This window comes from Duganella guangzhouensis (assembly GCF_009674535.1).
GTDB classification, from domain to species: Bacteria; Pseudomonadota; Gammaproteobacteria; order Burkholderiales; family Burkholderiaceae_D; genus Rugamonas; species Rugamonas guangzhouensis.
The window spans coordinates 36225-51615 of sequence record NZ_WKJK01000013.1 but is presented as its reverse complement, the minus strand read 5'-3'; the positions used below and the strand labels follow the sequence as shown (position 1 = coordinate 51615).

14 protein-coding genes are annotated in these 15391 nt (G+C 61.8%); 6 read left to right on the top strand and 8 right to left on the bottom strand.

Translation table 11 applies throughout. From position 1 onward, the window contains the following. Positions 1-16 precede the first annotated feature (16 nt). The 7 genes from GJ699_RS22765 to GJ699_RS22740 form a co-directional block, all read right to left on the bottom strand. Positions 17-904 carry a glycosyltransferase gene (locus tag GJ699_RS22765; RefSeq protein WP_154380616.1) on the bottom strand — a complete coding sequence of 296 codons (888 nt, stop codon included), beginning with the start codon at positions 902-904 and terminating at the stop codon, positions 17-19. 32 nt (positions 905-936) lie between these two features. Beyond that, entirely contained in the window at positions 937-1824 is an 888-nt protein-coding gene (locus GJ699_RS22760; RefSeq protein WP_154380614.1) for a glycosyltransferase family 2 protein, read from the bottom strand. Continuing rightward, the gene (locus GJ699_RS22755) at positions 1821-2531 is read right to left on the bottom strand and encodes a class I SAM-dependent methyltransferase (protein WP_154380612.1); all 711 of its coding nucleotides are present in this window, start codon (positions 2529-2531) and stop codon (positions 1821-1823) included. The genes GJ699_RS22760 and GJ699_RS22755 overlap by 4 nt, the downstream gene beginning before the upstream one ends. Before the next feature lie 230 nt (positions 2532-2761). Then, positions 2762-4303 (bottom strand): methyl-accepting chemotaxis protein, encoded by a 1542-nt coding sequence (locus GJ699_RS22750; protein ID WP_154380610.1) that lies wholly within the window; start codon positions 4301-4303, stop codon positions 2762-2764. 152 nt (positions 4304-4455) lie between these two features. Beyond that, on the bottom strand, positions 4456-6150 hold the full coding sequence (gene leuA, locus GJ699_RS22745; RefSeq protein WP_154380608.1) for a 2-isopropylmalate synthase: 1695 nt from the start codon (positions 6148-6150) through the stop codon (positions 4456-4458). A gap of 96 nt (positions 6151-6246) precedes the next feature. Then, positions 6247-6369: a hypothetical protein gene (locus tag GJ699_RS35010; RefSeq protein ID WP_267877736.1), complete on the bottom strand. Its 123-nt coding sequence runs from the start codon at positions 6367-6369 to the stop codon at positions 6247-6249. A gap of 204 nt (positions 6370-6573) precedes the next feature. Continuing rightward, a complete protein-coding gene (locus GJ699_RS22740; protein ID WP_154380606.1) occupies positions 6574-7278 on the bottom strand; it encodes a TetR/AcrR family transcriptional regulator C-terminal domain-containing protein in 705 nt (234 codons plus the stop codon). 104 nt (positions 7279-7382) lie between these two features. Here GJ699_RS22740 and GJ699_RS22735 point away from each other — a divergent pair, with 104 nt between their 5' ends. The 5 genes from GJ699_RS22735 (at position 7383) to GJ699_RS22715 (ending at position 12924) form a co-directional block, all read left to right on the top strand. After that, positions 7383-8501, top strand: coding sequence for an MBL fold metallo-hydrolase (locus GJ699_RS22735; RefSeq protein ID WP_154380604.1), 1119 nt, complete (start codon positions 7383-7385; stop codon positions 8499-8501). A gap of 12 nt (positions 8502-8513) precedes the next feature. After that, a complete protein-coding gene (locus tag GJ699_RS22730; RefSeq protein ID WP_154380602.1) occupies positions 8514-9074 on the top strand; it encodes an ester cyclase in 561 nt (186 codons plus the stop codon). A gap of 45 nt (positions 9075-9119) precedes the next feature. Next, complete coding sequence (locus GJ699_RS34690; RefSeq protein WP_229262248.1) at positions 9120-10676, top strand: zinc-binding dehydrogenase; 1557 nt, start codon at positions 9120-9122, stop codon at positions 10674-10676. A gap of 11 nt (positions 10677-10687) precedes the next feature. Then, positions 10688-11335 carry an MBL fold metallo-hydrolase gene (locus GJ699_RS22720; RefSeq protein ID WP_229262247.1) on the top strand — a complete coding sequence of 216 codons (648 nt, stop codon included), beginning with the start codon at positions 10688-10690 and terminating at the stop codon, positions 11333-11335. Between the two features lie 200 nt (positions 11336-11535). Beyond that, positions 11536-12924: an OmpP1/FadL family transporter gene (locus tag GJ699_RS22715; protein ID WP_154380600.1), complete on the top strand. Its 1389-nt coding sequence runs from the start codon at positions 11536-11538 to the stop codon at positions 12922-12924. Between the two features lie 120 nt (positions 12925-13044). On the opposite strand, the gene selD is transcribed toward GJ699_RS22715, so the two are convergent. Further along, positions 13045-14091: a selenide, water dikinase SelD gene (gene selD / locus GJ699_RS22710; RefSeq protein WP_154380598.1), complete on the bottom strand. Its 1047-nt coding sequence runs from the start codon at positions 14089-14091 to the stop codon at positions 13045-13047. Between the two features lie 48 nt (positions 14092-14139). On the opposite strand from selD, the gene senA reads away from it, so the two are divergent. Further along, positions 14140-15333 carry a selenoneine synthase SenA gene (gene senA / locus GJ699_RS22705; protein WP_154380596.1) on the top strand — a complete coding sequence of 398 codons (1194 nt, stop codon included), beginning with the start codon at positions 14140-14142 and terminating at the stop codon, positions 15331-15333. Positions 15334-15391 lie beyond the last annotated feature (58 nt).

The following is a 15391-nucleotide window of genomic DNA, read 5'->3' as shown; positions in this document are numbered from 1 at the left end:
TCAGAGTCAGATCGAACTAGGCCAGGTGGCGCGCGATGCTGCTGGCGACGATCGCGTGGAACATGGCTGGATCGGGCACCAGGTTGCCGAGTTTGAATAGCAGTGGCAGCGCTTGCTGGGTGACCGACAGTCCGATGTCGCGGCTAGTGAAAACGATCATCGGCGACAGGAACTCCGGCAAATTGCCGACGGCGGCGCCGCCCAGCAGGCCGGTGAGATAGCGGCGCCGAATCTGGATGTCTCGTTCAATTTGCAACTGGCGCTTTTGCTGGCTGACTTGGCCGGCATGCACCCGATAGCGGGTCAGTGGCTCAGCCAGATTCTCGTAGCGTTTGCCCAGTAAAGCGCCGCGGCACCATAATTCATAATCTTCCGCGTAATCGAAGCGCGGATCGTAGTGGCCCACGTCGTCGAAGAAGCTGCGCCGCATGAGCATGGAGGGATGGGCCATGCAATTGCCTTGGATGAGCGAGGTTTTGATGGTGGCGTCGCCGGCCGGTTTGAGTGCCAGTTTGGTGCCGTGGCCCGGCACATCGTCAAATAGCTCCAGGGCCGTGCCGCAAACGTCGATCTCCGGTTGTGCTTCCAAAAATGCCACTTGGGCGGCCAGCCGCTGTGGCATGGCCAGGTCGTCAGCATCGAGGCGCGCAATATAGGGGGTGTCGATACGCGCCAGGCCGGCGTTGAGCGCCCCCGCCACGCCGGCATTGCGCGCCAGCGTCAGCACGTCGAGCTGCAAACGGTCGGCATAACTGCGTGCGATGGCGGCGGTGTCGTCGGCCGAGGCGTCGTCGACCACCAGCACCGCAAAGTCCCGAAAGTGCTGCTGCGTCAAACTGTCCAGGGTTTGCGCCAGGGTCGGCGCAGCGTTATGGGCGGGAATGAGTACCGTGACTTGTGCCATGTTGTCGGGTTGGTCTGTGATGGAGGGAAAGGTCAGCTGAAGCGCTCAATCAGCCTTGCCACCTTGTCGACATCTTCCATGCGCCGGTGCACGAAGCACATATGGCAGAGCTTGATGTAGTGGGCATGTATGATATGGTCGACATTGCCCGCGAACTCAGCGGGCACAGTGCCGCGCAGGTAGAACAGGTGCTCGATGAAATCGAGCTCGAACTGATTGGTCGTGCTCAGGTCGACCCTGACGCGCTGGTTCCAGGCGGTTGGGTCGCCTTCGCGGTAGGCCGCACCCAGCAGCGGCAAATACAGTGCCCCGCCGCGCAGCGAACCCAACGCCTGAATAAAATAATCGGTCACGGGCGGCCGCTGAAAAAACCAGTCGGGCATGCGGTCGAACACGCTGCGCCGCACCAGCAAAGCGGGGGTTGGCATGAAGCCGCCGTCGCCTTCGATGACTTGTCCGGGCGCGAACAAGCGCGGCTCATCGCCGTGATCGGCATAGTTGCCCGTGACTTGGTCGTCGTTCCAGCGCACCCGCGTGGCCCGGTGGAAGCACAGGTCGACATGCGGTAACAGTTCCAGTCCATTGCATTGCATGGCCAGCTTGTCCGGCGAGGTCCAGAAATCGTCGCCCTCGCAAATCGCCACCAGTTCGCCGCTGCATTCCGCCATGATGTAAGGCCACATGGAAATCTGTCGGCTATAGATATTTTGCGGCTGGCAGATGATCTTGACCGTGTGGCGCGAGGTGGCGGCAAATTGCCGGTAGATCGCTTCCGAACCGTCGGTTGAGGCGTCGTCGTGAATCACGATCTCGATTGGCCGGTTTAGCTGCTGGGCCTCAATGCCCGACAAGGCCTTGCCAAGATAATTCTCGTGGTTATAAACAAGGACCACCACGGAGACGGTTTGCGTTGCTGTCATTTTTCGAAGAGGAAGAAAGGTTCCGCTGGGTTGATACCCAACTGGTCGGTGTCAACCTGGATGTGCAGCGTCTGGTGGTTGCCGCCGATGTATTTGAGACCGGCCGATGAAATGAGGGTGAAAATATCGGTGCCATACAGGCGCACGTGGTCGGATTGGCCGAATAACATCTCACGCGTTGCCAGCGAAGACGCCGATTCCTCGACAATGGTGCTGGGTAGAATGGATGAGTACGGCGTCTGCAGGATGGCTAGACCGCCCGGCTTCAGTACCCGGGTCAATTCGCGGATCGCTTGCTGATAGTCGTTCACATGCTCCAGAACGTGATTAGCGATCACCAGGTCGAAATAGTCGTTCGGGAAGCCGATGTCCTGCATGTCGATTTTTTGCACATCCGCCGCGTTCGGATACATGTCGGCGAGCACGTGCTGTTGCGGCTGTTGGGCCTGGATCAGCAGCCGCAGATAGCGTTCTGGTGCGAAATGCAGCACGTTGCCACCGGAAATGCGCTGCAGCAGGCCGGGTTGGCTCAGATAGATGAACAGGTGGCGTTCACGGTCGGTACTGCCGCAGTGCGGGCAGCTGAAATTGTCGATGTCCGAGCCGACCACCTGGAGCGCTTTTTGTAGCGGACTCAACGCAGCATAACCCTGGTTGTAGGGCAGGAATTGTTGGACGTTTTGACGGCAAACTACGCAATATTTCATAAGATGGGTATCGGCGCCATACAGCGCTGTCTTGATAGTTAGCGGGACTGATCAAAGGCCGACAGCGTCGTCTTCCTCGATCTGATCAGCCTGGGCGGCCAGGGCGGCGGCATTCGTGGCGCGGATGTGAATGGTTGCGGCGGGCATGCTCTTCCTTAATTCTTTTGCTGAGGTAACGGTGCCACCTCGCAGATGATGCTATAAGGATGCTGCCCAGTCAAGGCAAGCGTTTACAGGCGGAAGGAACTTACCACTTCGTTCAGTTCGCCGGCCTGATCTTGCATCGCCGCCGCAGCGGCGGCGGCTTGCTCCACCAGCGCGGCATTCTGCTGTGTGACCTGGTCCATCTGGCTGATGGCGATGTTGATTTGTTCAATGCCGCTGGTCTGTTCGTGATTGGCGACGGTGATTTCCCCGACAATCGCGGTCACGCGGCGGATGCTGTCCTGAACTTCGTTCATGGTGCTGCCGGCGCGGCTGACCAGCTCCGAGCCTGCGGCCACTTTGTCGACCGAGTCATCGATCAGCGTCTTGATTTCCTTGGCGGCGCTGGCCGCGCGCTGCGCCAGTGTGCGTACCTCGGACGCCACCACGGCAAAGCCGCGTCCCTGCTCGCCGGCGCGTGCCGCTTCCACCGCCGCGTTCAGCGCCAGGATATTGGTCTGGAACGCGATGCCGTCGATGACGGAAATGATGTCGACAATCTTGCGTGAAGAGTCATTGATGGCGTTCATGGTGTCCACCACCTGCGCCACCACTGCGCCGCCGCGTTGCGCCACTTCGGTGGCCGATTGCGCCAGCTGATTGGCCTCATGCGCATTGGCGGCGTTCTGCTTGACGGTGCTGGTCAGCTCTTCCATCGAGGCGGCGGTTTCCTCCAGCGAGCTGGCTTGCTGCTCGGTGCGCGAAGACAGGTCCATATTGCCGCTGGCGATTTCGGCCGAGGCGGTGTTGATGGCGCCGGTGCCGCTGCGCACCCGGCCGACGATGTTGGCGAGATTGCCGTTCATGGTGCCCAGTGCTGTCAGCAACTGGCCCATTTCGTCGCGCTGCTGGCTGTTGATGTGTCGCGTCAGATCGCCTGCGGCGACGGCGCGCGCGACGTCCAGCGCGGCGCCGATAGGATCGGTGATGGAGCGGGTCACGCGCCACGCGAACACTAGTCCCAGCGCCAGTGCCACCACGCCCAGCCAACCCATCATCCGGCCGGCGGTGGCGATGTCCTGTTTGATCGAGGCGCCATTTTGCGTGGCCACGGTTTTCTGTAGGTCCGCCAGTTCGCGGATGCTGTCCTGCAGTTTGGCCAGCTTGGGCAGCATGTCGGCGTTGAGCGCGGCCTGCGCTTCTTCGCGCTGGCCGGCGTCCAGTTGTTTGAGGATGGCGGAGAACGAGGCCACATATGCCTTGCGCTGCTCGACGATGGTGGCCAGCAGTGCCTTGCCGCGTTCGAGGTAGATCAGCTGGTTCAGCGTTTCCAGCGCCTTGCTGATGATTTGCTTGTTGCTGTCGATGTCGCGCCGGATGGCGGCGATGCGTGCCGCATCACTGGTGATGAACAGTTCCAGCGTGAGCGCGGCGTTGGCGCGGGTAGTGCTGCCGACGGTGGCCGCCGCTTCGGCCTTGATCCAGTCCTTGTCGATGACGGTGCCGGTGAGGTTGCCGATGCTGTTCAGGCGTTGCAGGCCGATGCCGATCAGGATCGCCATCAAGATCAGGACTGCGCCAAAGGCGAGACCAAGACGGGCGCCGATTTTGAGATTGGAGAGATTCATACACCGGCCCACGTCGTCAAACATGTAACTAGTATACTTTGAATGCTGCAATGCGGAAAAGGTTGTTGCTGCAGTTATTACCGAGAGTGTTGCGCGGGTGGGACGCAGCTGGGACGCCGCGTGCCACCCGTTCTATTACTGCGTTGCGGCTATCAGACTGCAACAGTGCCAGCTGCCTGCGCCGCCTGCTGGCGCGTCAACTGACGGTTGACGGCGCTCAGCACGGCCTTGAACGAGGCGGTCAGGATGTTGCTGTCGGTGGCGGCGCCGAACAGGGTCGGGCCGTTGGCCAGACGCAGTTCAACGTAGCACGCAGCCTTGGCGTTGGCGCCGGAGCCGATCGAGTGCTCGTGGTAGTCCATCAGTTTGATGTCCAGGCCGAGCGCGTCGACGAAGGCGTCGATCGGGCCATTGCCGCCACCTTGCAGTGCCAGCGGCGCGCCGTTGTGGATCATGGCGACGTCGATCTGCACCGGCTCGTCGCTGCTGGTGTCTTCCACCATTTTGTGCGACTGGTAGCCGTAAGGGACGGTCTGCTCGAAGTATTCCTTGTTGAAGATATCGTAGATGCCTTCCGAGGTGATTTCGAGGCCGGTCTGGTCGGCCACCACTTGCACGGCGCGGCTGAACTCAATCTGCAGACGGCGAGGCAGCACCAGGCCGTAGTCCTGTTCCAGCAGGTAGGACATGCCGCCCTTGCCGGACTGGCTGTTCACGCGGATCACGGCGTCGTAGCTGCGGCCCAGGTCTTGCGGGTCGATCGGCAGGTATGGAATCTCCCAGAGCGCGCCCGGCTGCTGCTTGGCGAAGCCTTTTTTGATCGCGTCCTGGTGCGAGCCGGAGAAGGCGGTGAATACCAGGTCGCCGACGTATGGGTGACGCGGGTGCACCGGCAGCTGATTGCATTCCTCAACCACTTTGCGTACTTCGTCGATGTCGGAGAAATCCAGGCCAGGATGCACGCCCTGGGTGTAAAGATTGAGTGCCAGCGTGACCAGGTCGACGTTGCCGGTGCGCTCGCCGTTACCGAACAGGCAGCCCTCGACGCGGTCGGCGCCGGCCATCACGGCCAGTTCGGCCGAAGCCACGGCGGTGCCACGGTCGTTGTGCGGGTGGACCGAAATGATCAGCGAATCGCGGCGGGTCAGCTTGCGCGACATCCATTCGATCTGGTCGGCGTAGATATTAGGGGTGCTGCATTCCACGGTGGACGGCAGGTTGATGATCATCTTCTTGTTCGGGGTCGGTTCGAAGATGGCGATCACGGCGTCGCAGATATGCTTGGAGAAGTCCAGCTCCGTGGTGGAGAAGGATTCCGGGGTGTACTCGTAGCCCCAGTCGGTGTCTGGATGCTGTTTGGTCAGCTCTTTCACCAGCTTGGCGCCGGTGGTGGCGATGTTGGTGATCTCTTCGCGCGACATGCCGAACACCACTTTGCGGAACACCGGCGCCACCGAGTTATACAGGTGGACGATGGCGCGCTTGGCGCCGACGCAGGATTCGACGGTGCGGCGGATCAGTTCTTCACGCGACTGGGTCAGCACGATGATGGTGACGTCGTCCGGAATGCGGTTCTCTTCGATCAGTTTGCGCACGAAGTCGAAGTCGGTCTGCGACGCCGATGGGAAGCCGACTTCGATTTCTTTCAGGCCGACCTTGATCAGCAGCTCGAACATGCGCAGTTTTTTCTCGATGCTCATCGGCTCGATCAGCGCCTGGTTACCGTCGCGCAGGTCGGTGCTCATCCAGATTGGCGGTTTGGCGATGACGGCGTTCGGCCAGGTACGGTCGGACAATTGGACGGCGGGGAAGGCGCGGTATTTGGACGCTGGGTTCTGCAACATCATGATGGGGCTCCTGGATCTTCTGTAAATTTGGGTGCCGGCGAGAGAGCGCTGGCGCTACTGGGTGTGGCGGAGGGGCTGCCGTGCTACCACGGGGCGCTAGGCGCGGCAACCGATCGGTAGTTTTAGCAGTAGCGTCGACAGCGAACGTGCGCCAGCCGGCAGCGCGAACAGATCGCTGGTGCGGGATGGAGCATGGATGGCCGTAGTCGTAGAGAGCATCGGTGCAAAACTTTCCTGGATTTTGAGACGGTGTGCGGGCTTATGGCCGGCACCGGGGTACAACAGGGACGCGGATTAAACGCGTGCTAGTAGACGCGCTGCTAGCGATAGGGCGCTGGCAGGCGATAGCAGGAAAGCGGATAGGTGCAGATGCGAGATCATTCCTCCAATGTAAGAGATTGGCTACTGGCTTGTCAAGCAGTTTTAGCTTGGATTGCCGAGTTCATGAATGAAGGCATCGGCAAGGATTTTGATGCCAAAGTCGAATTCGCGCGCGTGGTCAAGCCGACTGAGGTGGTGCGCAACCAGCGCAATGTGGGGCAGCCCAAGCTTGCCCAGCGCGGCCTCCCGTGGGCTGGCAATTTCGACATCGTCGCTGCCCAATGTCAGGCCGGTCGTGGCCTCACGCAGCAAGGTGCCGGTCATAAAAGCCAATACCGCGCGCACCGCGTGCACTGCCCAAGCGGGCTTGGCGCCGGCGCTGATCAGGGCCGCCAGTGTCGCTTCCAGCGGCGCGAGATGCGCGAGTGACTCAACCGGCCGGCTGAGCACCAGGGTGGCCGCCTCGCGGTGTGACGACAGCGCCGCCGCCCGGAAGGCATGCGCAATCGCCACCAGGTCGGACCGCAAATCGCCGGTGCGTTCCGGAATGACCATGCGCGACAGGACATGCTCGGCGACCGCGTCGAGCAGCGCTTCCTTGTTTTCGATGTGGTTGTAAAGACTCTTCGCGTCCACTCCCAGGCGGCGCGCGACCACACGCAAGCTCAGGGCGCCGGCGCCCTCGCTGCCAATGATATCGACGGCGGCCTGCACGATGGTTTCACGGGACAAATCCGACTGCCCGCTGCGTGGGCGGCCACGGCGCGCCGGGGCGACGGCATTTTCAGGATGGGAAGTTGTGCTCATGGAACAGGAGCTTAACTTACCTTGACATAAAAATCCACAGCGTGGTTAAATCAAAAAAAAATCCACGGCGTGGATTAAATCTATAACAGTTTTTGGAGACCATCATGACCTCGTTAGCCTCGCCTCCGCCCCCGGGCTGGAGCCTATCCGACCTCGCCGGTTTGCCGACGGCAGGCGAATCGATTAGCTCGCTGGAAATTTCTGATGACGGCGGCCCTGGTGGGCGATTGCGGGCGGCGCGCGCGGCCGGCCTGCGCTTCCGTGCGGAATTCGCGAGGTCTGGCATGCCGGCCACGATCGACACCTGCGATCTGGTCACGCTGCCGTATCCAAGCCGCTTCGGCTTGTTTCGGGCGACCAAGGCGTTGGCGCCTTTTCTCTCGATCACCAACCGGATGCTGGTGATCCGCTGGACCGACAGTGGAGGGCGGCCGCGGGTGCTGCTGTTCGAACCCAGCGATGTTGAACTCGGGCGCAACACGCCTTACTTCGCGGAGCTGCTGCGCCGCACCCCGAAGGTGGTGGCTAACCGCGTGACCACCGTGCACGGCACCGTCCTGGAGCACCTGGCACGCCTGGGCATCAAGCCGTCCGAGGTCGACTACCTGGTTTTCGACCATCTGCACACGCAGGACCTGCGCCGCTGGGTAGGAACCAGCACCTTCCAGGCGGACTTGAATCAGCGCGCCAGGGCCATATTCCCGAACGCGAAAGTGATTGTTCAGCAGGATGAGCTGATCGCCATGGCCGATCTGCATCCGTTGCAAAGGCCGTGGTACCAGCCGGAAGCCTACCGCGATGTTCCGCTGGATGTGTTTCTGCCGATTGAAGGCTCGGTGATGCTCGGTCCAGGCGTGGCCATCATCAAAACCCCGGGGCACGTATTTGGCAACCAGAGTCTGGTGCTTAACACCTCAACCGGCATCTGGGTCAGCAGCGAGAATGTCATCGCCACCGAGTGCCTGACGCCCGAACATTCGCGCTTGCCCGGTGTCGCCGCCTGGAGCAGGGCGTGGCGGCAGGAAGTCATCCTCAATGCGAACACGATCGAAACCATCGCCGATCAGTACAACTCGATCATCCTGGAAAAGACCATCGCCGACCGTGCCCAGGCCGACTCGCGCTTTCTGCAATTCTTTCCCTCTAGCGAACTGACCCCGATGTGGACCAATCCGGGCACCTCGCCGACCTTCCGCCATTGCGCGATCACCCATGCATCCTGAGAGCCTATCGTCATGAATTCTTACCGTACCCTTCCTTCCCCGGAGCGTCTCGCAGCGCGCGAAAAGCTGGTTCTCGACCATTTTCATGATGAAGTGGCACAGCGCTGGAACGACGTTCTGGCGACCTTTCCCCATCCGCACTACGAAATCATCGCGACCATGACGGTCCACGATGGCGACCACGAGGTGCGCGGCTACTACCACGACACGCGGGTGGCATTCCCCGACCAGGACCACGAGCTGGTCTCGCTGCGGCACAGCCACGACGCGGTGATCGCGGAGTTCTGGCTGCTGGGCACGCATCGCGGTCCGCTGGGCACGATTCCCGCCACCGGCTCGCGCTTTCGCGTGCGGATGGCCGCATTCTTCATTTTCGATGCGCAGGACAATCTCATCATTGAACGGATCTACTTCGACACCCTGACCATGCTCAAGCAACTGCTGGGCGGCGTCAACTTGAAGCACCCGAAGAATTGGCCGCTGGCAGTGAAGGCACTGCGCGGCCTGCTCAAGCTTTCCGGCAAGCCCGACCCGCGCCTGCTCCAGACCACACCGCCCAAGCTGCTCTCCTGAACAACACTTCACTTCTCAACCCTTGAAAGGACTTCGAATATGAATATGCGCGCTCTCATTGGTGGTATCGGCCCGGACTGGGTGCTCAAGCCGGATGTCGCCCTGCCGGCATTGCGCCTCGGCGCCGTGCGGGTCCGCGTGGTCGCGGCGGCGCTGAATCGCGCCGACTTGTATATGTTGACGGGAACCTATAGCCCGAAGCTGAAGCCGGGCGATGTCTACCCGGCCGGCATGGAATTCGCCGGCGTGGTTGAAACCTCCAGTCCGCTCGCACCGTCGATGCCGGTGGGCACTCGCGTGATGGGCGTGACGATGGGCGCTTTCGCCGACTATGCCTTGTGCGATCCGAGGATGTTGCTGGCGATCCCGGACGGCATGACATTTGAACAGGCCGCTTGTTTGCCGGTGGCGCTGGCGACCGAGCATGACGCGCTGGTGACGCAGGCGGGCTTCGTCGCCGGTCAATCGGTGCTGGTGGTCGGCGGCACCACCTCGATCGGCCTGGTGGCGATCCAGATGGCCAAGGCATTGGGGGCGTCGACCGTGATCGCCACCACCACGTCCAGCGCCAAACGTGGCGCGATGCTGGCGGCCGGTGCGGACGTGGCGATTAACACCGCCAGTGAGTCGCTGGTGGAGGCGGTGCTGGCCGCCACCGACGGCAAGGGCGTGGATATCACGCTGGATCATCTGGGGGGCGAGCAGTTCGGCCTGTTGCCGGCCGTGACCCGCACGCAGGGCACCATCGTCAACATCGGCCGGCTGGCCGGACCGGTGGCCAATCTTGACCTGGACCAGGTGTCATTCCGGCGACAACGGCTGATCGGCACCACCTTCAGCATTCGCACGCCGGAAGAGCTTGGCGAGGTCTGCATGGCGCTGCACGCCAGCGTCATGCCGGCCCTGGCGGATGGCAAATTCACGCCGCTGATCGACTCGGTCTATCCGGTGCATGCGGCGCTGGAGGCGGCGAACCGCCTGCGGGACAACGCCGCGCTCGGCAAGATTCTGCTTTCCTTCGCGGACGCGCCAGAGCAGCCGGTGCAGCGCGCGCCGGTGCACAATTTCTTTGGCTCCATCGCGCAACTGGGTTACGTGGTGAAGGACATCGATGCCTCGATCGCGGGCTTTGTCCGCAGCGGCATCGGCCCATGGTTCCTGCTGCGCGGCGTGCAGCCGGAGAACTTCACCTACAAGGGCGCGCCGAGCGCGATGGCGATGGACGTCGCCGTGGCCAACAGCGGCGACATTCAGATCGAGATCATCACGCCGGTCAACGATGCGCCATCCATGTACCGCGACTTTCTCGATGCCGGACGCGAGGGCTTGCAGCATTTCGCCTACTGGTCGCGCGACTACCAGGCATTGTACGAGCGCGCGCTGGCCGCCGGCTTCAGCGTTGGCCAGGAGGGGCAACTCGGCGGGCCGAGCGGACGTTTCGCGTATCTCGAAACCGAGCACCACGCAGGCACCTGTGTCGAGATTTCAGATCTGGGTGGCGCCAAGGCGGCATTGTTCGATTACGTGAAGAAAGCGGCACAGCACTGGGACGGCAGCAATGCCGTGATTGTGATTGACCCGGCGATGCTCGCATCACATTAAACGGCGCGGCTATGAAAATTCATCATCTCAATTGCGGGACCATGCATCCGCTGGGCGCGCCGTGCGGGCTGGTCTGCCATGTATTGCTGATCGAAACCCGCTCCGGACTGGTGTTGGTCGATTCCGGACTGGGGCTGCTGGATGTCTCGCAGCCCGGCCGCCGGTTTGGACCGTCGAGGGCGTTTGTTCGACCCGTGTTCAGTCCCGAGGAAGCGGCGATTGTGCAGATCGAACGCATGGGCTTCGACCCGCGTGACGTCCGGCATATTCTCTTGACCCATTTCGATGCCGACCACGTGGGCGGATTGGCGGATTTTCCCTGGGCACAGGTGCATTTGACGTCAGCCGAGGCGTTTGCCGCGCGCCACCCGAAGACCCTGGTGGAGCGCGGACGCTACCTGCCCGCGGCGCGTGAACACGGGCCGTTGCTGGTCGAGCACACGCCACAGCAGTCGAATCATGGCGCGGCTTCGCGGCGGCCAAACCGCTGGCCGAGGTGGCGGACGGGATTGTGCTGGTCAGCCTGCCGGGCCACACGCGGGGGCATGCGGCGTATGCGATCGATGCGGGCGACCGTTGGATATTGCATGTTGGCGATGCCTTCTACCATCACGGCCAAATCGACGGACGCGGCGGCGCGCCGTATTCGCTCCGGCTGATGGAACGCTTGATCGCCCACGATTGGCGCCGTGTCCAGGCGAATCACGCCAGATTGGCTGAGCTATACACCCAGGGATCGTCCGAGATGCGCATCGTCAATGCCCACGATCCGGTGTTGCTGGACCAGGCACGCGATGCGGTAAGACCTGGTGGCATGAATTAAAGCCGCATCACACATCCATATAAAAAGGAGACAAAATTGAAACTGAAAAAAATCAGTCTGGCGGTCATGACCATGTGGTCGGTGGCGCTATCCGGCGCGGCCTCGGCCTCGGGATACCAATTCGGTTCGCAAACCATTTCAGGGCAGGGGAGCGCATTCTCCAACGCGGCGGAGGCGAACGATGCCAGCGTGCTGTTCACCAATCCGGCCGCCATGGCGCGCTTGAAAGGGACCGAATTGTCCGCCGGCTTGACGTTGGTGGTGCCGCATTCGAGCTATACCGACCTGGGGTCGACCAATGTGCTGGGCAAGCCGACCGGGGGCGGCAATGGCGGCACCTTCGCACCGAAGCTTGCGGGCGCGCCATCGTTCTACCTGACGCATGAAATCAACGACCGTCTGGCGGTGGGCGTCGGCATGTTCGTCCCGTATGGCGCCAAGCTCGACTACGGCGACAATTGGGTCGGGCGCTATTCGCTGCAGAGCATCGAGCTGAAGACGGTGGACATCAATCCGTCTGTTTCGTTCAAGTTGAACGACCGGCATTCGATCGGCCTCGGTGTCAGCGCGCAGTACATGACGGCCAAGATGAAGCAGGCGGGGGATGTCACGACCGCCGCCGCCGAAATCGGCGCACAGTATGGCAGCTCGTCCGCTGGCATTTCCGGCGACGGCCAGTCGCGTATCAGTGGCGACGACTGGGCTTACGGCTGGAACATCGGCTATATGTTCCAGCTGGATGAGGCCACCCGTTTTGGCCTGGCCTACCGTTCCAGTATCAAACAGACGCTGAAAGGCGATTGGAGGTGGGACTTCAGCAAGGTCACCGGCAGCTTTACCGGTGGCCATCTCAACGGCGTGTCGATGCGCGCACTGGCGGAAGAGCAGGAACCCAGCAGCAAAGCCGCGGTCAGCCTCGCCACGCCGGAAACGCTGTCGGCGAACCTGTTTCATCAACTGAACCCGACTATCGCGCTGATGGGGGATGTGACCTGGACACGCAATTCGCGCTTGCAGGACCTGGTCATCTCGCAGAGCAATGGCGTGGGGCCGGCGACGATCCATATGAATTGGCGCGACACCTATCGTATGTCGGTCGGCTTGAATTATCAGGTCAAAGAGGGGGTTATGTTGCGCACCGGGCTGGGCTATGATCAGTCGCCCATCTCTGGTGGCCAGGCGCGCCATCCGTCATTGCCGGACAGCGCGCGGTCCTTGTTGTCGGTTGGCGGAAGTTATCGCTTGAACCAGAACGCCTCTATCGATTGGGCATACACCTATATGCATATCAAGGACGCTCTGGCCGGCTACACCGATACGTGTAACCCGGCGCTGACAACTTGCTCCGGCAATGGCGAGACGACCACGGGAGCCTACAAGACTTACATTCAAATGGTAGGCATCCAGTACAACCACATATTCTGATCATCAGGCAGGGCACCCATGCAAGGATTAGTTGCGCTGGCTGCTGGGTCGAGGGTGACCTGGCGCGGCAAGAAGGCACATAAAGCAGCGCGTGCAGAAGCCTTCGCGCTCGCTGATTGTTTAAACTACGTTCACGCGGGGCTGGCCTTCTGCCATGCGGCCGATGACGGCGGCCTCGCCGAAGCCTTCGCGCTTGAACAGGGCCAGCACTTCTTCCACGCTGGCCGGATCGCAGCTGACCAGCAGGCCGCCCGAGGTTTGCGGGTCGGTCAGCAGCGAGTGCTGCGCCGGCGTGATGGTTTCGGCAAGCTTGACGTCATGGCCATACGCGGCCCAGTTGCGGCCGGAGGCGCCGGTGAAGTAGCCATCGTGCGCCAGTTGCTCCACGCCGGGCAGCAGCGGGATCTTGTTCATCTCCAGATGCGCTTCCAGCTTGGCGCCGCGCGCCAGTTCCAGCAGGTGGCCCAGCAGGCCGAAGCCGGTGACGTCGGTCAGCGCGTGCACGCCGGCCAGTTCGGACAGCGCCTTGCCTGGCTTATTCAGCTTGGTGGTGTTGGCGATCATGGCCTGGTAGCCGTCCGCATCCAGTTTGTCCTTTTTTAGCGCGGCCGATAGCACGCCCACGCCCAGCGGTTTGCCCAGCACTAGCACGTCGCCGGCTTGGGCGTCGGCGTTGCGCTTTACTTTGGATGGGTGGATCAGGCCCATCACCACCAGGCCGTAGATCGGTTCCACCGAGTCGATGGTGTGGCCGCCGGCGATGGGGATGCCGGCTTCGGCGCAGATCGATTCGCCGCCTTTGATGATCTGGCCGATGGTTTCGATCGGCAGTTTGTTGATCGGCATGCCGACCAGGGCCAGCGCCATGATGGGCGTGCCGCCCATCGCATACACGTCGGAGATGGCGTTGGTGGCGGCGATGCGGCCAAAGTCGTACGGATCGTCGACGATGGGCATGAAGAAGTCGGTGGTGGCGATCAGCGCCTGTTCGTCGTTCAGTTTATAGACGGCGGCGTCGTCGGCGGTTTCAATCCCGACCAGCAGTTCTTTCGGCACCGGGAAGCCGTTGGAGTTCTTCAGGATCTCGGACAGCACGCCGGGCGCGATTTTGCAGCCGCAGCCACCGCCGTGCGAGAAGGAGGTCAGTTTGATTGGTTCTGCGCTCATGGTTGGTCTTTCTGTTAAATTTGGCCTGAAAGTGGTTACAATCGGCCCATGAGCTCCTCATTCCGCAACGCCACCTCGCAGCAGATAGCCCAGGCCCTTCAGCATGCGCGGGATTATACGCTGTCGCTGTTCGATTGTTTTGTCGCCGCCGGCCTGGACGCGTCGGCGCGCGTGCCGCAGCTGCGCATCATTAATCCTCCGTTGTGGGAGCTGGGCCACATCGCCTGGTTTGCCGAATGGTTCATCCTGCGCGAAGCCGCCTCCAGCCATCCCGCTGACGCCAACGGCAACTGCCTGCTGACCAAGGGCGACGACTGGTTCGATGCCGCCAACGTGCCGCACCGCAGCCGCTGGACGCTGGACCTGCCCAGCAGCGGCGGTGTCAAAACCTACTGCCACGAAGTGCTGGACCGGGTGCTGGACAAGCTGTCGCGCGAGCCCAACACCGATGAGGCGTTGTATCCGTATCGCCTGGCGCTGGCGTATGAAGACATGCGCGGCGAAGCTTTGCTGCACGCGTTGCAAACCCTGGGCCTGGCCGCGCCGCCGCAGGCGTTCAGCGAGATGCCATCATCTTTTGCGCCGTCCGAACTCGGCTTCCCCGGCGGTACCGTGCTGTTGGGATCACAGCCGGACAAGGGCTTTGTATTCGATAACGAGCGCCAGCCGCATGCCTTCCGTGTTGCGCCGTTCCGCATGGACAGCAGCTTGGTAACGAATGCCCAGTATGCAGATTTCGTCATGGATGGCGGCTACGATAACCGTCAGTTCTGGAGCAATGCGGGCGCCGACTGGCTGATGCAGCAGGAACGTTCGGCGCCGCGCTACTGGCAGCGCGATGGCGGCCAATGGCGCACCATGCGCTTCGGGAAGCTATCCACGCTGGCCGGCACCGAGCCGGTGCGACATGTGAATCTGTATGAGGCGCAGGCGTATTGCGCCTGGGCCGGACGGCGCCTGCCCACTGAGGCAGAGTGGGAATATGCGGCTTTGTCCGGCCACCCGGCGCTGCGCTGGGGCCAGTTGTGGGAGTGGACCGCGTCGCCATTCGAACCTTATCCCGACTTTGTGGCGGACCGTTATCGCGAATATTCGGAGCCCTGGTTCCACACCCACCAAGTGCTGCGCGGCGCTTCGTTTGCCACGCCGGCACGTTTTGGCTCGGTCAAATTCCGTCATTTCCAGCTGCCGGAGCGTGACGATATCTTTGCAGGTTTCCGCACCTGCGCCTGGCCGGGGTAGCTTCTTATTTGGCGAGGGCTCTGCTATTCTTTTTGTTTTCATCCAAACAAAAAGGGCG

Bases quoted from the DNA above. Each gene is read 5' to 3' on its own strand.
- GJ699_RS22765 (WP_154380616.1), bottom strand. From the start codon at position 904: ATGGCACAAGTCACGGTACTCATTCCCGCCCATAACGCTGCGCCGACC.
- GJ699_RS22760 (WP_154380614.1), bottom strand. From the start codon at position 1,824: ATGACAGCAACGCAAACCGTCTCCGTGGTGGTCCTTGTTTATAACCAC.
- GJ699_RS22755 (WP_154380612.1), bottom strand. From the start codon at position 2,531: ATGAAATATTGCGTAGTTTGCCGTCAAAACGTCCAACAATTCCTGCCC.
- GJ699_RS22750 (WP_154380610.1), bottom strand. From the start codon at position 4,303: ATGAATCTCTCCAATCTCAAAATCGGCGCCCGTCTTGGTCTCGCCTTT.
- leuA (WP_154380608.1), bottom strand. From the start codon at position 6,150: ATGATGTTGCAGAACCCAGCGTCCAAATACCGCGCCTTCCCCGCCGTC.
- GJ699_RS35010 (WP_267877736.1), bottom strand. From the start codon at position 6,369: ATGCTCTCTACGACTACGGCCATCCATGCTCCATCCCGCACCAGCGAT.
- GJ699_RS22740 (WP_154380606.1), bottom strand. From the start codon at position 7,278: ATGAGCACAACTTCCCATCCTGAAAATGCCGTCGCCCCGGCGCGCCGT.
- GJ699_RS22735 (WP_154380604.1), top strand. From the start codon at position 7,383: ATGACCTCGTTAGCCTCGCCTCCGCCCCCGGGCTGGAGCCTATCCGAC.
- GJ699_RS22730 (WP_154380602.1), top strand. From the start codon at position 8,514: ATGAATTCTTACCGTACCCTTCCTTCCCCGGAGCGTCTCGCAGCGCGC.
- GJ699_RS34690 (WP_229262248.1), top strand. From the start codon at position 9,120: ATGCGCGCTCTCATTGGTGGTATCGGCCCGGACTGGGTGCTCAAGCCG.
- GJ699_RS22720 (WP_229262247.1), top strand. From the start codon at position 10,688: ATGAAAATTCATCATCTCAATTGCGGGACCATGCATCCGCTGGGCGCG.
- selD (WP_154380598.1), bottom strand. From the start codon at position 14,091: ATGAGCGCAGAACCAATCAAACTGACCTCCTTCTCGCACGGCGGTGGC.
- senA (WP_154380596.1), top strand. From the start codon at position 14,140: ATGAGCTCCTCATTCCGCAACGCCACCTCGCAGCAGATAGCCCAGGCC.